We start from the raw sequence: 14,930 nt of genomic DNA, 5'->3' as shown, positions 1-14,930 counted from the left end.
TCCGGGGCGGCCAAGGTCAGCCTGCGTTCTGCCACCCGCGTTCATGTGCCAGTCCACGCAGCAGCGCGGCGAAGTCTGCTGCGAAGCCTTGCATGTCGAACAGGCCGGCGCTGGCGCGGCGCTGTTGCAGCGTGTCGCGCAGTGCGCGTAGCGCCACCGGATCGCGGCCCAGCTGTACCGCCTTGGCAATGAAGGCATCGTCGTCGGTGACGTTCATCGCGTCCATGCCCAGGTGATGGTTGAGACTGCCGGCCACGCGTGCGGCGAAGGTCGTGCCGGGGCAGGTCAGTAGCGGGCAGCCGGCCCACAGCGCGTCGGAGGCGGTGGTGTGCGCGTTGTACGGATGCGTGTCCAGGAACAGGTCGGCATGCCGGTAGCGGGCCAGATAGTCGGCATGCGCCAGCTTGGTCATGAAGCGCAACCGCGCCGGATCCACTTCGGCGCGGCGCGCGGCATCGCGCAGCCGCGCATCGGCCTGGCCCGGGCCGGACAGCAGCCACAGCACGCTGTCCGGCACCTGGCGCAGCACCGCCAGCATCCGCGTCATGCTGCGTGGGGTCAGCTTGTAGCTGTTGTTGAAACAGCAGAACACAGTGCCATGCTCTGGCAAACCGCAGTCGCGGCGCGCTGGCGGCGCCGCGATGCGGCGGCTGTCGTCCGAGGGCTGGAACGCGCGCGGCAGGCGCAGCACGCGCTCGCTGTAATGCGTGGCCAGCGCATCGGGCAGCGCGAACGCATCGCCGATCACGTAGTCGATCCAGGGCGCGCCGGACGTGCCGGGGTAGGCCAGCCAATTGATCTGCAGCGGTGCCGGACGCAGTGCCAGCACTTCCGGCGCGCCGCCGCCGCCCCAGCCGCGCAGATCGAACAGGATGTCGATGCCGGCATCGCGAATGCCTTGCGTGATCGCCCGGTGCGGCTGTCCTGCTACGTCGTGCCAGGCATGCGCGGCGGCCCGCAGGCGCGCGCCGATCGCGCTGCCGTCGTCGCGGTTCAATGCGAACAGCTGCACCTGCAGGTCGGCATGCGCGCGCAGCCGTTCGAACAAGGCCACGGTCAGCAGCCCGGTGGGATGCGCGCCGAAGCCGTTGGACAGGAAGCCGATCTGCAAGGGGCCGGCGCGGCGTAGCGTCGCGGCCGGCAAGGGCGTCAGCGTCTGCGCCAGGGCAAGCGCACGGTTGCGCGCGCAGTGCAGCTGTTCGGCGGCAGTGGCGTCCTCGTTGAGGAAGGCGAACGGTTCGATCGCCGGATGGCCCTGGCGCACCGCGCCGCGGACCTGCTGCGACAGCGCGTCCAGCGCGCGCCAATCGCACAGTTTGCGTCGCCAGTTCAGCAGGTGCGCGGCGATCGACGGTTCCTGCGGCAGCAGCACATGCGCGTGCGCATAGGCCTGCGCGGCGGCTTCGGCCTCGCCGTTGTCCTCCAGCGCATGGCCCAGCCACAGGGCGATGCCCGGATGCTGCGGCGCGTGTTGCAGCGCCTGGCGCAATGCGGCTGTGGCCTCGGCGTGGCGGCCCTGGCTCCAGCGTACCCGGCCCAGCCGCGCCAGGGCTTCCGGATGCGCCGGGCGCAGCTGCAATGCGCGCACCGCGGCCTGTTCGCCGGCGGCGATCGCGCCGGCACCGAGCTCGGCGTCGGCCAGCATCACCCAGGCGATGAAGTCCTGCGGGTCGCGGCGCACCGCATCCTGCAACTGGCGCAGTTCGTCCAGCGCGCTGCCGCTCACGCGCGTGCGGCGGCCGGCGCACGCGCAGCGGTGCGGCGTACGCGCCTGCTCACGGGCTGTCGCTCAGCCGCGCCAGTTCGTCCACCTGGTGCTCGTGGCTCAGGCGCTGGATCAGCGCGTCGAGATCGCCTTCGATCACGTTCGGCAGGTCGTACAGGGTCAGGCCTTCGACCCGGTGGTCGGTGATGCGGCCCTGCGGGAAGCTGTAGGTGCGGATGCGCTGGCTGCGGTCGCCGCTGCCGACCTGCAGCTTGCGGTCCTGCGCTTCGGCGGCGGCCTGCCTGTTGCGCTCGGCGTCGAGCAGCTGCGCCTTCAGCCGCTTCATGGCCTTGTCGCGGTTGGCGTGCTGGCTGCGCTCGGTCTGGCATTCGACCACCACCCCGCTCGGCACGTGGGTGATGCGGATCGCCGATTCGGTCTTGTTGACGTGCTGGCCGCCGGCGCCGGAGGAGCGGAACGTGTCCACCTTCAGGTCGGCCGGATTGATCGCGATCTCTTCCACGTCGTCGGCCTCGGGGATGATCGCCACCGTCGCCGCCGAGGTGTGGATACGGCCCTGCGATTCGGTCGCCGGCACCCGCTGCACGCGGTGCGTGCCGGATTCGAACTTGAGCTTGGAATAGGCGCCGCGGCCGACGATGCGCGCCACGATCTCCTTGTAGCCGCCGTGCTCGCCGGGGCTGTCCGACTCCACTTCCACCTTCCAGCCCTGGCGTTCGGCGTAGCGCGCGTACATGCGGAACAGGTCGCCAGCGAAGATCGCCGCCTCGTCGCCGCCGGTGCCGGCGCGCACTTCCAGGAACAGGTTGCCGTCGTCGCGCGGATCGCGCGGCACCAGCAGCAGCGCCAGCTGTTCGTCCAGCGCAAGCAGGCGCGTGTGGGCGGCGGCGATTTCCTCCTCGGCCAGTTCGTGCAGTTCCGGATCGCCGCGCATCGCCTCGGCCGCGGCCAGGTCGGCCTTGGCCGCGGCCTCGTCGGCCAGCGCGGCGGCGACCGGCTCCAGCTGCGCGAATTCGCGCGAGTAATCGCGGAAGCGCGGGTTGTCGTTCACCACCTCGGGATCGGACAGCAGGCGTTCGAGTTCTTCGCGACGCTCGGCCAGCGCCTCCAGCTTACGGCGCAGGGTCGGTGTCATCGGTCTTCAGAGTGGGATGGAGATAGCCCGGTTTTTCCGGGAACAAGCGCTCGGCGGCGCGAGCCAGGTCGGCATCGCCGCTCAGCGCCGCCTCGCGCAGCGCAGCAGTGGGCGGATGCAGCAGGCGGTTGGTCAGGGTGTTGGCGAGGAATTCCAGCACCTCGTCGGCCGGCTTGCCGTTGGCCAGCTGCTGCCGCGCCTTGGCCAGCACGTCGTCGCGGGTACTGTCGCCGTGCGCGCGCAGGCGCTTGAGCGGTGCCTGGCGGGTGCTGGCCTGCAGGGTCTCGATGTAGCGCAGCACCTGCAGGTCGATGATCGCCTCGGCGGCCTCGGCCGCTTCGCGGCGGCCGCGGCGATTGTCCTCGACCGCGCGTTCCAGGTCGTCCACGGTGTACAGATAGGCATCGGCCAGTTCGGCCACGCCAGCTTCGATGTCGCGCGGCACGGCCAGGTCGAACAGCAGCATCGGCTTGTGCTTGCGCGCGCGCAGTGCCTGCTCGACCTGCGCGCGGGTCACCACCGGCTCGCGCGCGGCGGTGGCCGAGAACACCACGTCGGCTTCCTGCAGATGCCGTTCCAGCTCGCCCAGCGGCAGCGCCACGCCGCCATGGCGGCTGGCCAATTCCTGGGCGTGGGCTAGGGTGCGGTTGGCGATCAGCAGGCGCCGCACGCGGCCTTCGCTGAGGTGCCTGGCGGCCAGTTCGATGGTCTCGCCGGCGCCGATCAGCAGCACCGTCGATTCGCTGAGCCGGGCGAAGGAATTCTGCGCCAGGCGCACCGCGGTCGAGGCCACCGACACCGGATTGGCGCCGACCCGGGTATCGGTGCGCGCGCGCTTGGCCACCGAGAAGGTTTGCTGGAACAGCCGGTCCAGGCGGTTGCCCATCGCCCCGTGCGCGCGCGCCAGCGCCCAGGCGTCTTTCACCTGGCCGAGGATCTGCGGCTCGCCAAGTACCATCGAATCCAGCCCGGTGGCGACGCGGAACAGATGCCGCACCGCGTCGGCGTTCTGGTACTGGTACAGGTAGCCGTGCAGGCCGGCCGCGTGCGAATCCAGCCAGTCGGCCAGGCTCTGCGCGTCGTCGGCGATCGCGTACAGCTCGGTGCGGTTGCAGGTGGACAGCAAGGCGGCCTCGGCGACGTTCGGCAAGGCGCGCAGCGACTGCAACGCGCGCGGCAGCGCATCGCCGGCGAACGCCACCCGTTCGCGCAGGTCGACCGGCGCGGTCTGGTGGTTCAATCCGAGCACCCACAACGTCATCTGTTCAGTTGCTTGCGATAAGCTGCTGGCCATTCAGGGCCCCATTTTACGGCCCGGTTGCCCCCGATGCCCGCATTGATTCGCATCCGTACCGTTCTATTGCTGTCCGCGCTCGCCGCGCTGCCCGCCACCGGGGTCGCGGCGGCCATGCCGGCCACCACCGCCAAGCCGGCGCCGAGCGCCGCTTCGTCCTCGCTGACGCCGGTGCTGGCCGGCGAGTTCGCGCTGCAGGCCGGGCAGCTTGCCGATGCCTCGCACTGGTACCTGCAGGCGGCGAACGATGCCCCCGGCGATGCCGGCCTGGCCGAGCGCGCGACCCGCATCGCGATGCTGGCCAACGACAACGCGGCCGCGACCCATGCCTTGGCGCTGTGGCGCCAGCGTGCGCCGGAATCGCTGCCGATGCGCAGCGCCGAGGCCTCGCTGGCGCTGCGCATCGGCAACCTGCGCCAGGCGCGCGGCCTGCTGGTGGCGCTGCTGCGTGACAAGGACCCCCGCGGCTGGCGCTACGCGCTGGTGGCGCTGGTCAGCGGCAACCGCGATCCGGAAGTGGCGGCCAAGGTGCTGGACCAGTTGCTCGACGCCAACGCCATCCCCGACCAGCTCGAGGCGTGGCAGGAGTTCGGGCGCCTGGCGCTGCGCCTGGAGCAGCCGAAGCTGGCCGAGCGCATCGTCGATCAACTGGTCAAGCGCTTCCCGGAAGAGCCGCGGGTGGCCCTGCTGCATGCCACCCAGTTGCAGCAGGCCGGCAAGACCGAGCAGGCGCGTGCGCTGCTGCAGGGCGTGGAGCCGAAAGCGCCGCGCGACCCGGAACTGCGCGGTGCGCTGGCCTACGCCTACGACGCGATCGGCGACACCGCCGCGGCGGCGCGGGTGCTGGCGCTCGGCCCGCAGGACACCCAGAACTACGGCCTGCGCGCCTCGATGCTGGCCAAGCTGCAGGATAATGCGGCGTTGAGCGCGTTGTACGATGAGTTGCGCAAGGGTGCGGCGCAGCCGGATCCGGAGCGGCGCCTGCTGCTCGGCAAGATCGCCGAGTTCCTGAAGCGTTATCAGGAAGCGGTGACCTGGTACCGCGGCGTGCCGGGCGGCCCGCTGCGCAACGAGGCGCGGCTGCGCACCGCCGGCGCGCTGTACGAACTCGGGCAGAAGGAGTCTGCCTTCGGTGAAGCGCGCGCGCTGCAGGACGATGCCGAGGCCGACGACGCCGCGCGCCGCGATGCCTATGTACTGGAGGCGGAATTGCGTCAGCGCAGCGGCGACGACAGCGGCGAGCTGCAGGTATTCGAGCGCGGCCTGGCCGCCTATCCTGACGACAACGGGCTGCTCTACGCGCGCGGCCTGGCCTGGGAGCGGCGCGACCGCATCGACCGTGCCGAGGCCGACCTGCGCAAGATCCTGGTCACCGAGCCGGAGAACGTGGCCGCACTCAATGCGCTCGGCTACACCCTGGCCGATCGCACCCACCGCTATCGCGAGGCGTTGCAGCTGATCGACCGCGCGCGTACCGCCGATCCGGACAACGCCGCGATCATCGACAGCTACGGTTGGGTGCTCTACCGGCTGGGCAAGACCCAGGAAGCGCTGGTCCAGCTGCGCCGCGCCTGGACCCTGTTCAAGGATCCGGAGATCGCCGCGCACATCGGCCAGGTGCTGTGGGAGCAGGGCAAGCACGACGAGGCAACCAAATACTTCGACGATGCGCGCAAGCTCGATCCGAAGAATCGCGCGCTGCAGCGGGCGATGGAAAAGGTCGCGCCGTGAGGTCGGCGGCGCGTGCGGTCTGGGCGCTGCTGGCGCTGCTGGCGCTGGCCGGCTGCAGCACGTTGGCGCCGCGGCAGGCGCCGCCGGCCGCGAGCGCGCCGCTGAGCGACGCCGCGCGGCAGGCCGAATCGGCCCGCGGCGCCTGGCTGGCCGCGCATCCGAACTGGTCGTTCCAGGGCCGGGTGGCGATCACCAAGGGCCGCAATGGCGGCAGCGGGCGCATCGACTGGGCGCAGCAGCGGCGGCAGTACCAGGTCGAACTCAGCGCGCCGGTGACCCGCCAGAGCTGGCGCCTGAGCGGCGACAGCCAGCGTGGCGGCGGCCGTCTGGAGGGATTGGAAGGCGGTCCGCGCGCGGGCGAGGACGCGCAGCAGCTGCTGCTCGAGGCCACCGGTTGGGAGATTCCGGTCAATCTGCTGCCGGACTGGGTGCGCGGACAGGTTGCGGTGGACGCAGGCGCACCGGAGCAGGTGAGCTACGACGCTGAAGGGCGTCCGCAGGCGCTACGGCAGATGGGCTGGGAGATCCAGTTCCAGGAATGGTATCCGCCCAGCGACGGCCGTCCGACCCTGCCGCGGCGCATCGAGGCGCGCAACGGCGACGCCAAGGTGCGCCTGCTGCTGGACCAGTGGGGCTTCGTCGCGCCATGAGCGTGGTGGGAGAGCGTGGCTGGTCGGCCTGGCCGGCGCCGGCGAAGCTGAACCTGTTTCTGCAGATCACCGGCCGCCGCGCCGACGGCTACCACACGTTGCAGACCGTGTTCCGCCTGCTCGACTGGGGCGATACCGTGCATCTGCGCGTGCGCAACGATGGCGTGGTGGCGCGGCTTGGCGCTTCCGTGGCCGGCGTCGCCGAGGCCGACGACCTGCCGGTGCGCGCCGCGCGCCTTTTGCAAAAAGAAGCCAAGATCGCGCAAGGTGTGGATATCCGCGTCGAAAAACGCATCCCGGCGGGTGGCGGCTTCGGCGGCGGATCGTCCGACGCGGCGACCGCGCTGGTCGCGCTGAATGCGTTGTGGGGCGCTGGGCTGGACGAGGACACGCTGGCCGGCCTGGGCCTGGCGCTGGGCGCGGACGTGCCGGTGTTCGTGCGCGGTCGCGATGCCTGGGCCGAGGGCGTGGGCGAGCGGCTGACCCCGTTGCGCCTGTCGCCGGCCTGGTATGTGCTGGCCGATCCGGCGGTTCACGTGCCCACCGCGGCCTTGTTCCAGGCCGAGGATTTGACGCGGGATGCTGCGCCCGCGAAAATGTCCGACTTCGTTTCAGGTTTCCTGCTCGGCAATGCGTTCGAGCCGGTGCTGCTCCGCCGCGAACCGGCCATCCAGGTCGCGTTCCAGGCGCTTGCGCAGATCGGCACGCCGCGGCTTACCGGGTCGGGGAGCGGGTGTTTCGTCGAGTTCGCCGATCGCGCTGCCGCCGTGCGCGCGCTGGCGTCCTTGCCGGACGGGTTGCGCGCCTGGGTGGCTGGCGGCGTGACCCGCTCGCCGCTGCTCGACGCGCTGGAGGCATAGCGACAGTTTCATGCAGGGGCGTCGCCAAGAGGCCCAAGGCACCAGGTTTTGATCCTGGCATTCGTAGGTTCGAATCCTACCGCCCCTGCCATTTATGCGAGTCCCTCGCAAGAGCCCGCACATCCGTGTGCGGGGGGTCAAGCGGGGCGACTCCCTCGCAAAAGCCCGCACATCCATGTGCGGGGGTTCAACAGGTAGAAGCGTCGCTTCGCCTGGGTTTTTCGGTTTCATGCTGTTTCTTCGTTCCGCAGTTTTTTCGCCGCCGCCGCTCGAGACACTCCTCATGCAAGATCAACGTAACCTGCTGGTGTTCTCCGGCAATGCCAACAAGCCGCTTGCCAAGAGCATCTGCAAGGAGCTGGGCGTGCGTGCGGGCAAAGCGATGGTGTCGCGCTTCTCCGATGGCGAAGTGCAGGTTGAGATCGAGGAGAACGTGCGCCGGCAGGAAGTGTTCGTGATCCAGCCGACCTGCGCGCCCAGTGCGGAGAACCTGATGGAGCTGCTGGTGTTGATCGACGCGCTCAAGCGCGCCAGCGCCGCCAGCGTCACCGCGGTGGTGCCGTACTTCGGCTACTCGCGGCAGGACCGGCGCATGCGCTCCTCGCGCGTGCCGATCACCGCCAAGGTCGCGGCGAAGATGTTCACTGCGGTCAACGCCGACCGGGTGCTGACCGTGGACCTGCACGCCGACCAGATCCAGGGCTTCTTCGATATCCCGGTCGATAACGTTTACGCCTCGCCGCTGCTGCTGGCCGACATCTGGCGCGCCTACGGCACCGACAACCTGATCGTGGTGTCGCCGGACGTGGGCGGCGTGGTCCGCGCCCGCGCCGTGGCCAAGCGGCTGGACGACGCCGATCTGGCGATCATCGACAAGCGCCGTCCGCGCGCCAACGTGTCTACGGTGATGAACATCATCGGCGACGTCGAAGGCAAGACCTGCGTGCTGGTCGACGACATCGTCGATACCGCCGGCACCCTGTGCGCGGCCGCGGCCGCTTTGAAGGCGCAGGGCGCGCTGAAGGTCGCCGCGTACTGCACCCACCCTGTGCTGTCCGGCCCGGCGGTCAGCAACATCACCAATTCGCAGCTCGACGAGCTGGTCGTTACCGACACCATTCCGCTGTCGGACGCCGCGCGCGGCTGCAACAAGATCCGCCAGCTCAGCGTCGCCGAGCTGCTGGCCGAAACCATCCGCCGCATCGCCTTCGGCGAGTCGGTGAGCTCGTTGTACGTGGATTAAGGCTGCAGAGTGGTGAATCGGGAATCGCAACGGCGCAGTGTCGCGCCTTGCCCGATTCTCCATTCCCGATTCCCCGCTCCCGGCTTCACAGACTCTTCTGGTCGCGGAAGAGTCCTCAAAACCGCCGCGAGGCGGTTCATTCAACCAAGGTAGTAAACGCAAATGGCAACCACACATGAAATCAAGGTTCAGCGCCGCGAGGTCGAGGGTAAGGGTGCGAGCCGCCGCCTCCGTCGCGACGGCCTGATCCCCGCCATCGTCTACGGTGGCGAACTGAAGCCGGTCAACATCCAGCTCAACCACAACGAAGTTTGGCTCGCCAGCCAGAACGACTGGTTCTATTCGTCGATCCTGAGCCTGAGCCTGAACGGCGACATCCAGAAGGTGCTGCTGCGCGATATGCAGCGCCATCCGTTCAAGCAGCTGATCCTGCACATCGACTTCCAGCGCGTGAACGACAACGAGGCGCTGCACGCCTCGGTGCCGCTGCACTTCCTCAACGAGGACACCTCGCCGGCCGGCAAGTCGGTTGAAGTGGTCGTCACCCACGAGCTGAACGAGATACAGGTGGTGTGCCTGCCGAAGGACCTGCCGGAGTTCGTCGAAGTCGACCTGTCCGCGCTGTCCGTTGGCGACGTGATCCATCTGTCCGACCTGAAGCTGCCAGCCGGCGTCGAGTTGCCGGAGCTGAAGCTGGGCAAGGAGCACGACGTGGCGGTGGTCATCGCCAGGCACGGCCAGATCGAGGTCGAGCCGGAAGCGACCGAAGCCCCGGCTGCAGTCGAGCCGGCGAAGAAGGACGGCAAGTAATCGCCTGCGCAGCGCCCGGGCCGTTGGCTCCAGGCGCTGCAGCGATGCTGCGGCATGACTGGTCTGCGTCTGATCGTCGGTCTGGGCAATCCCGGCGCCGAACATGCGAACACCCGGCATAACGCCGGGTTTCGTTTTGTCGAACATCTGGCCGAGCGGGCCGGCGCGCGCTGGAGCGTGGACGCCAAGCTGTTCGGCGAAACCGCCAAGGTCGATGTGGCCGGGCAGGCGCTGTGGCTGCTGAAGCCGGCCACCTTCATGAATCTCAGCGGCAAGTCGGTGACCGCCGCGTTGCGCTATTGGAAGATCGAACCGGCGCAGGCGTTGCTGGCGCACGACGAGTTGGATCTGGCGCCGGGCACGGCGCGGCTCAAGTTCGACGGCGGCCATGGCGGGCAGAACGGCTTGCGCGACACCATCCGCCTGCTTGGGCATGCCGGCTTCCACCGGCTGCGCATCGGCATCGGCCATCCCGGGCACAAGGACAAGGTCGTACCCTGGGTATTGGGGCGTGCCGGCAAGGACGACCAGATCCTGATCGACCGCGCCATCGACGCCGCCATCGCGGTGCTGCCGCTGGCGGTGCAAGGCGATTTCAACGAGGCGATGAAGCGGTTGCATACGGGAAAGGATCGGGACCGGGGACCGGGGACCGGGGATCCGTAACGGCGAAAGCGCCGGCGTTGATGCTTGCGGTCCCGTCCCGCATCAAGACTGTTCCATTACCAATGAGGCTAATCATGCAGATGTGTGCGCTTTTCCCCGGTCCCCGGTCCCCGGTCCCCGGTCCCGACATCGCCTTGGGAGGCCGCCATGGGCATTAAGTGCGGCATCGTCGGCCTGCCCAACGTCGGCAAGTCGACGCTGTTCAATGCGCTGACCAAGGCGGGCATCGCTGCGGCCAACTTCCCGTTCTGCACCATCGAGCCGAACGTCGGCGTGGTGCCGGTGCCGGACCCGCGGCTGGGCGAGCTGGCCAGGATCATCAATCCGCAGAAGGTGGTGCCGACCGCGGTCGAGTTCGTCGACATCGCCGGGCTGGTCGCCGGCGCGGCCAGCGGCGAGGGCCTGGGCAACAAGTTCCTGGCGCATATCCGTGAGGTCGATGCGATCACCCACGTGGTGCGTTGCTTCGAGAACGCCGACGTCATCCACGTCAACAACAAGGTCGATCCGATCTCGGACATCGACACCATCGACACCGAGCTGGCCCTGGCCGATCTGGACAGCGTCGAAAAGGCGTTGAATCGCGCCGAGCGCAGCGCCAAGGGCGGCGACAAGGACGCAGCCGCGCGCAAGCCGGTGCTGGCCAAGCTGCAGGCCGCGCTGGCCGACGGCAAGGCCGGGCGCAGCGCGGGCCTGGACGAGGAAGAGAAGGCGCTGGTGCGCGATCTGTTCCTGCTCACGCTCAAGCCGGTGATGTACATCGCCAACGTGCTCGAGGACGGGTTCGAGAACAATCCGCACCTGGATGCGGTGCGCGCGCGCGCCGCCACCGAGGGTGCCGAAGTGGTGCCGGTGTCGGCGGCGATCGAGGAAGAGCTGTCGCAGCTGGACGATGCCGACCGTGACACTTTCCTGGCCGACCTGGGCCTGGCCGAGCCGGGCTTGAACCGGGTTATCCGCGCGGCGTATTCGCTGCTCGGGTTGCAGACCTATTTCACCGCCGGGGTGAAGGAAGTGCGCGCCTGGACGGTCAAGGCCGGCTCGACCGCGCCGCAGGCCGCCGCGGTGATCCACACCGATTTCGAGAAGGGCTTCATCCGCGCCGAAACCATCGCTTACGCCGACTTCATCAAGTACAAGGGCGAAGTCGGCGCCCGCGAGGCCGGGCGGTTGCGCCTGGAGGGCAAGGAATACCGCGTGCAGGAAGGCGACGTGCTGCATTTCCGCTTCAACGTCTGACCCGCATGCGCGCGTTCGCGCCGCGCCGCAGGCGCGGCGCGCGGGGGCGCGTTTCCTGCGACATCGCGTCAAAATACTGTTGACAAGGTGGGGATGTCAGGGAAGAATAGCGGGCTGTTTCACCCCGTACTGATTTTGGCCTTGCGGCCTGATCGGCACGGGTAGTTGGAGGGATACCCAAGCGGCCAACGGGGGCAGACTGTAAATCTGCTGGCTTACGCCTTCGGTGGTTCGAATCCACCTCCCTCCACCAGTTTTTTTGTTGTGGCAGTGCGGCATCCCGTAGCGGGAGTAGTTCAACGGTAGAACCTCAGCCTTCCAAGCTGATGGTGCGGGTTCGATTCCCGTCTCCCGCTCCATTGAACGCGCTTGTGTCACAATAGAACTACGCTCACGTAGCTCAGTCGGTAGAGCACCTCCTTGGTAAGGAGGAGGTCGAAGGTTCGATTCCTTTCGTGAGCACCATATTCAGTCTCCAAATCTTTCTACGATCACCGAGAAGAAGCAGCCATGGCCAAGGGTAAGTTCGAGCGCACCAAGCCGCACGTCAACGTCGGCACCATCGGTCACGTCGACCACGGCAAGACCACGCTGACCGCAGCGCTGACCAAGATCGGCGCAGAGCGCTTCGGCGGCGAATTCAAGGCCTATGACGCGATCGATGCGGCGCCGGAAGAGAAGGCGCGCGGCATCACGATCTCGACCGCGCACGTGGAATACGAATCGCCGAACCGCCACTACGCGCACGTCGATTGCCCGGGCCACGCCGACTACGTCAAGAACATGATCACCGGTGCGGCGCAGATGGACGGCGCGATCCTGGTGTGCTCGGCCGCGGACGGCCCGATGCCGCAGACCCGCGAGCACATCCTGCTGTCGCGCCAGGTCGGCGTGCCGCACATCGTGGTGTTCCTGAACAAGGCCGACATGGTCGACGACGCCGAGCTGCTCGAGCTGGTCGAGATGGAAGTGCGCGAGCTGCTGAGCAAGTACGACTTCCCGGGCGACGAAACCCCGATCATCCACGGTTCGGCGCGTCTGGCGCTGGAAGGCGACCAGAGCGAGATCGGCGTGCCGTCGATCCTGAAGCTGGTGGAAGCGCTGGATACGTTCATCCCGGAGCCGCAGCGCGACGTGGACAAGACGTTCCTGATGCCGGTGGAGGACGTGTTCTCGATCTCCGGCCGCGGCACGGTGGTGACCGGCCGTATCGAACGCGGCATCATCAAGGTGGGCGACGAAATCGAAATCGTCGGCATCCGCGCCACGCAGAAGACCACGGTCACGGGCGTGGAAATGTTCCGCAAGCTGCTGGACCAGGGGCAGGCGGGCGACAACGCCGGTCTGCTGCTGCGCGGCACCAAGCGTGACGACGTGGAGCGCGGCCAGGTGCTGTGCAAGCCGGGCTCGATCAAGCCGCACACCGAGTTCGAAGCCGAAGTGTACGTGCTGTCCAAGGACGAGGGCGGTCGTCACACGCCGTTCTTCAAGGGCTACCGTCCGCAGTTCTACTTCCGCACCACCGACATCACCGGCGCTTGCGAGCTGCCGGAAGGTGTGGAGATGGTGATGCCGGGCGACAACGTGAAGATGGTGGTCACGCTGATCAACCCGGTGGCGATGGACGAAGGCCTGCGTTTCGCGATCCGCGAAGGTGGCCGTACCGTTGGCGCCGGTGTGGTGGCCAAGATCATCAAGTAATGCCCGCTGCGGCGACCTCGGTCGCCGCGGTTTGACGATGTGCAGGCGGCTTCGGTCGTCGGGTTCAGCGAAGGGCGGGCCGGAACCTTCGGTCCGCCTTCGCCGTCTAAGGGAAATGCAGCGTTCGTAACTACACGCCAGTAGCTCAATTGGCAGAGCAGCGGTCTCCAAAACCGCAGGTTGGGGGTTCGAGTCCCTCCTGGCGTGCCAATCTGCCGCACCCTATCCAGTGACCTTGGTCGCATAGCCGCAAGAGTCGGATGAACAGCAAGATCGAGCATTCCAAAGGCACCACTGCTTCCTCCGGTGGCGATATCGTCAAGTACGTCATCGCTGCATTGCTGGTGGTTGCGGGCTTGTTTGTCTGGTTCTGGTTCGGCGAGCCGAGTCGTGCGACGCAGCTGGGTAACTGGTCCGGGCCGCTGCGTGTCCTCGCGGTCATCGTCGGCCTGGTTGCGGGCGCCGCGGTGTTCCTGCTGACCGCCAAGGGGCGCGAGGCCCGCGAGTTCGTGTCCGAGTCCAGGTTCGAACTGCGCAAGGTGGTCTGGCCGACCCGTCAGGAAGCGATCCGCACCACCTGGGTCGTGATCGTGGTGGTGATCATTCTGAGTTTGCTGCTGGGTGGGTTCGATTTCCTGATCCAGAAGCTGATGCAGTGGTTCGTGAGTCGTTGAGGAGAGTGCAGCAGTGAAGCGTTGGTATGTCGTTCACGCCTATTCAGGCTTCGAGAAGTCCGTGGCCCAAGCGCTGCGCGACCGCATTGTGCGTGACGAGATGCAGGAGCGCTTCGGTGACGTGCTGGTTCCGACCGAGGAAGTGATCGAGATGCGCGCCGGCCAGAAGCGCCGTTCCGAGCGCAAGTTCTTCCCGGGCTACGTGCTGGTGCAGATCGAGACCCATGAAGAAGCCGGCATCCCGCGCATCGACAACGAAAGCTGGCACCTGGTCAAGGAAACCCCGAAAGTGATGGGTTTCATCGGCGGCACCGCCGATCGTCCGCTGCCGATCCGCGACGAAGAGGCCGATGCGATCCTGCAGCGCGTTCAGGATGGCGTGGAGAAGCCGCGTCCGAAGGTGCTGTTCGAGCCAGGCCAGATGGTCCGCGTCACCGACGGTCCGTTCAACGACTTCAATGGCGTGGTCGAGGAAGTCAACTACGAGAAGAGCCGCCTGCGCGTCGCGGTGCTGATCTTCGGCCGGTCCACTCCGGTTGAACTGGAATTCGGCCAGGTCGAGAAGGCCTGAGCCCGCGCCGGCGCAGCTGCGCCGGACGCCAGAATCTCTGCTATACTGCGCGGCTTGCTGTCCAGGCTCGCCGCCTGGCAGGACCGGAAGCCGCCGCAAGGCGGCTTTCTGCGCACGTCAAACGTGATGGCGGGACACGTGATTTTCCCGTCGCGATGGGGAGCCTGCAAGTTGGGCGCTAGCACCCGGAGACCATTGAAATGGCAAAGAAAGTAGTCGGTTACATCAAGCTGCAGGTGAAGGCCGGTCAGGCCAATCCCTCGCCGCCGGTCGGTCCTGCGCTGGGTCAGCGCGGCCTGAACATCATGGAATTCTGCAAGGCGTTCAATGCCGCCACGCAGAAGCTGGAGCCGGGCCTGCCCACTCCGGTCATCATCACTGCCTATTCGGACCGTACCTTCACCTTCATCACCAAGAGCACCCCTGCGAGCGTGCTGTTGAAGAAGGCCGCAGGCATCACCTCCGGTTCCAAGCGCCCGAACAGCGAAAAGGTCGGCAAGGTCACCCGCAAGCAGCTCGAAGAGATCGCCAAGGCGAAGGAGGCCGACCTGACTGCAGCCGAGCTGGAAGCGGCGGTGCGTACGATTGCGGGTTCCGCCCGCAGCATGGGCCTGACGGTGGAGGGTTAAG

The 14,930-nt window shown here is 67.6% G+C and carries 14 protein-coding genes and 5 tRNA genes; 16 read left to right on the top strand and 3 right to left on the bottom strand.

From position 1 onward, the window contains the following. Positions 1-16: 16 nt before the first annotated feature. From E4A48_RS12955 to hemA, 3 genes are read right to left on the bottom strand one after another with little or no spacing between them, the layout of a single operon-like run. Complete coding sequence (locus E4A48_RS12955; RefSeq protein ID WP_058196835.1) at positions 17-1,726, bottom strand: O-linked N-acetylglucosamine transferase, SPINDLY family protein; 1,710 nt, start codon at positions 1,724-1,726, stop codon at positions 17-19. Between the two features lie 49 nt (positions 1,727-1,775). Continuing rightward, a complete protein-coding gene (gene prfA, locus E4A48_RS12950) occupies positions 1,776-2,861 on the bottom strand; it encodes a peptide chain release factor 1 (protein WP_058196836.1) in 1,086 nt (361 codons plus the stop codon). Continuing rightward, positions 2,839-4,122 carry a glutamyl-tRNA reductase gene (gene hemA, locus E4A48_RS12945; protein WP_039007534.1) on the bottom strand — a complete coding sequence of 428 codons (1,284 nt, stop codon included), beginning with the start codon at positions 4,120-4,122 and terminating at the stop codon, positions 2,839-2,841. Before hemA ends, prfA begins: the two co-directional genes overlap by 23 nt. Positions 4,123-4,188: 66 nt before the next feature. Here hemA and E4A48_RS12940 point away from each other — a divergent pair, with 66 nt between their 5' ends. The 16 genes from E4A48_RS12940 (at position 4,189) to rplK (ending at position 14,929) form a co-directional block, all read left to right on the top strand. Continuing rightward, on the top strand, positions 4,189-5,886 hold the full coding sequence (locus tag E4A48_RS12940; RefSeq protein ID WP_039007532.1) for a tetratricopeptide repeat protein: 1,698 nt from the start codon (positions 4,189-4,191) through the stop codon (positions 5,884-5,886). Continuing rightward, entirely contained in the window at positions 5,883-6,536 is a 654-nt protein-coding gene (gene lolB / locus E4A48_RS12935) for a lipoprotein insertase outer membrane protein LolB (RefSeq protein ID WP_052235063.1), read from the top strand. Before E4A48_RS12940 ends, lolB begins: the two co-directional genes overlap by 4 nt. Further along, the gene (ispE, locus tag E4A48_RS12930; protein ID WP_142742535.1) at positions 6,533-7,396 is read left to right on the top strand and encodes a 4-(cytidine 5'-diphospho)-2-C-methyl-D-erythritol kinase; all 864 of its coding nucleotides are present in this window, start codon (positions 6,533-6,535) and stop codon (positions 7,394-7,396) included. Before lolB ends, ispE begins: the two co-directional genes overlap by 4 nt. A 14-nt stretch (positions 7,397-7,410) precedes the next feature. Continuing rightward, positions 7,411-7,487 (top strand) — tRNA-Gln (locus E4A48_RS12925). 192 nt (positions 7,488-7,679) lie between these two features. Then, on the top strand, positions 7,680-8,639 hold the full coding sequence (locus tag E4A48_RS12920; RefSeq protein WP_003471025.1) for a ribose-phosphate diphosphokinase: 960 nt from the start codon (positions 7,680-7,682) through the stop codon (positions 8,637-8,639). 162 nt (positions 8,640-8,801) lie between these two features. Continuing rightward, the gene (locus E4A48_RS12915; protein WP_039007527.1) at positions 8,802-9,449 is read left to right on the top strand and encodes a 50S ribosomal protein L25/general stress protein Ctc; all 648 of its coding nucleotides are present in this window, start codon (positions 8,802-8,804) and stop codon (positions 9,447-9,449) included. Between the two features lie 54 nt (positions 9,450-9,503). Further along, positions 9,504-10,115, top strand: coding sequence for an aminoacyl-tRNA hydrolase (gene pth, locus E4A48_RS12910; RefSeq protein WP_039007525.1), 612 nt, complete (start codon positions 9,504-9,506; stop codon positions 10,113-10,115). A gap of 147 nt (positions 10,116-10,262) precedes the next feature. Further along, positions 10,263-11,354, top strand: a complete 1,092-nt coding sequence (gene ychF / locus E4A48_RS12905) for a redox-regulated ATPase YchF (RefSeq protein ID WP_039007524.1) — start codon at positions 10,263-10,265, stop codon at positions 11,352-11,354. 167 nt (positions 11,355-11,521) lie between these two features. Beyond that, positions 11,522-11,607, top strand: a tRNA-Tyr gene (locus E4A48_RS12900). A gap of 32 nt (positions 11,608-11,639) precedes the next feature. Next, positions 11,640-11,713 (top strand) — tRNA-Gly (locus E4A48_RS12895). A 30-nt stretch (positions 11,714-11,743) separates the two neighbouring features. Beyond that, positions 11,744-11,819: transfer RNA gene (locus E4A48_RS12890), tRNA-Thr, on the top strand. A 45-nt stretch (positions 11,820-11,864) separates the two neighbouring features. Then, on the top strand, positions 11,865-13,055 hold the full coding sequence (tuf, locus tag E4A48_RS12885) for an elongation factor Tu (protein ID WP_142742534.1): 1,191 nt from the start codon (positions 11,865-11,867) through the stop codon (positions 13,053-13,055). Between the two features lie 134 nt (positions 13,056-13,189). Then, positions 13,190-13,265, top strand: a tRNA-Trp gene (locus E4A48_RS12880). A gap of 50 nt (positions 13,266-13,315) precedes the next feature. Next, a complete protein-coding gene (gene secE, locus E4A48_RS12875; protein ID WP_039004883.1) occupies positions 13,316-13,729 on the top strand; it encodes a preprotein translocase subunit SecE in 414 nt (137 codons plus the stop codon). A gap of 13 nt (positions 13,730-13,742) precedes the next feature. Then, positions 13,743-14,300, top strand: coding sequence for a transcription termination/antitermination protein NusG (nusG, locus tag E4A48_RS12870; RefSeq protein ID WP_003469129.1), 558 nt, complete (start codon positions 13,743-13,745; stop codon positions 14,298-14,300). 200 nt (positions 14,301-14,500) lie between these two features. Next, the gene (gene rplK / locus E4A48_RS12865) at positions 14,501-14,929 is read left to right on the top strand and encodes a 50S ribosomal protein L11 (protein ID WP_003469132.1); all 429 of its coding nucleotides are present in this window, start codon (positions 14,501-14,503) and stop codon (positions 14,927-14,929) included. The last annotated feature ends 1 nt before the right edge of the window (position 14,930 follow it).

It is taken from the genome of Xanthomonas translucens pv. cerealis (genome assembly GCF_006838285.1).
Classification (GTDB): Bacteria; Pseudomonadota; Gammaproteobacteria; order Xanthomonadales; family Xanthomonadaceae; genus Xanthomonas_A; species Xanthomonas_A cerealis.
Note: the sequence above shows the minus strand (reverse complement) of the source record. Positions and strands in the feature narration are given on the sequence as shown.

Coding starts and splice junctions, on each gene's coding strand:
- E4A48_RS12920 (WP_003471025.1), top strand. CDS start 7,680: ATGCAAGATCAACGTAACCTGCTGGTGTTCTCCGGCAATGCCAACAAG.
- E4A48_RS12915 (WP_039007527.1), top strand. CDS start 8,802: ATGGCAACCACACATGAAATCAAGGTTCAGCGCCGCGAGGTCGAGGGT.
- pth (WP_039007525.1), top strand. CDS start 9,504: ATGACTGGTCTGCGTCTGATCGTCGGTCTGGGCAATCCCGGCGCCGAA.
- prfA (WP_058196836.1), bottom strand. CDS start 2,861: ATGACACCGACCCTGCGCCGTAAGCTGGAGGCGCTGGCCGAGCGTCGC.
- ispE (WP_142742535.1), top strand. CDS start 6,533: ATGAGCGTGGTGGGAGAGCGTGGCTGGTCGGCCTGGCCGGCGCCGGCG.
- ychF (WP_039007524.1), top strand. CDS start 10,263: ATGGGCATTAAGTGCGGCATCGTCGGCCTGCCCAACGTCGGCAAGTCG.
- rplK (WP_003469132.1), top strand. CDS start 14,501: ATGGCAAAGAAAGTAGTCGGTTACATCAAGCTGCAGGTGAAGGCCGGT.
- E4A48_RS12940 (WP_039007532.1), top strand. CDS start 4,189: ATGCCCGCATTGATTCGCATCCGTACCGTTCTATTGCTGTCCGCGCTC.
- hemA (WP_039007534.1), bottom strand. CDS start 4,122: ATGACGTTGTGGGTGCTCGGATTGAACCACCAGACCGCGCCGGTCGAC.
- tuf (WP_142742534.1), top strand. CDS start 11,865: ATGGCCAAGGGTAAGTTCGAGCGCACCAAGCCGCACGTCAACGTCGGC.
- secE (WP_039004883.1), top strand. CDS start 13,316: ATGAACAGCAAGATCGAGCATTCCAAAGGCACCACTGCTTCCTCCGGT.